The following is a 260-nucleotide window of genomic DNA, read 5'->3' as shown; positions in this document are numbered from 1 at the left end:
GATAGGCCTCCATCGCGGCGACGCGGGTCTGGAAGCGCGAAGCGTCGTCCATGTAGGGTGCGAGCAACACAATCGCCTTCTCCGTGTCACCTTCAATCCGCGCTTGTTCGGAACGCACTACGGCAAGGAGTTCCCGCGGAACGCGGTTCTTCATCACGAACTCGTTGGAGGAGACTGCTTCCACGGCCTGCTCCGCCACGCCGGCATCGCCTGCACGTTGCGCCACCAGCGCGGCAGCCAACGCCACCGAAGCCTCGTCC

The 260-nt window shown here is 64.6% G+C and carries 1 protein-coding gene; it reads right to left on the bottom strand.

Going from position 1 to position 260, the window contains the following annotated elements; translation table 11 throughout:
• On the bottom strand, positions 1-241 hold a 241-nt coding region (locus SB775_RS30910; protein WP_410865083.1), incomplete at its 3' end, for a hypothetical protein.
• Positions 242-260 lie beyond the last annotated feature (19 nt).

Source organism: Peribacillus sp. SIMBA_075 (assembly GCF_046534585.1).
This window is presented reverse-complemented; position numbering and strand designations above follow the sequence as displayed.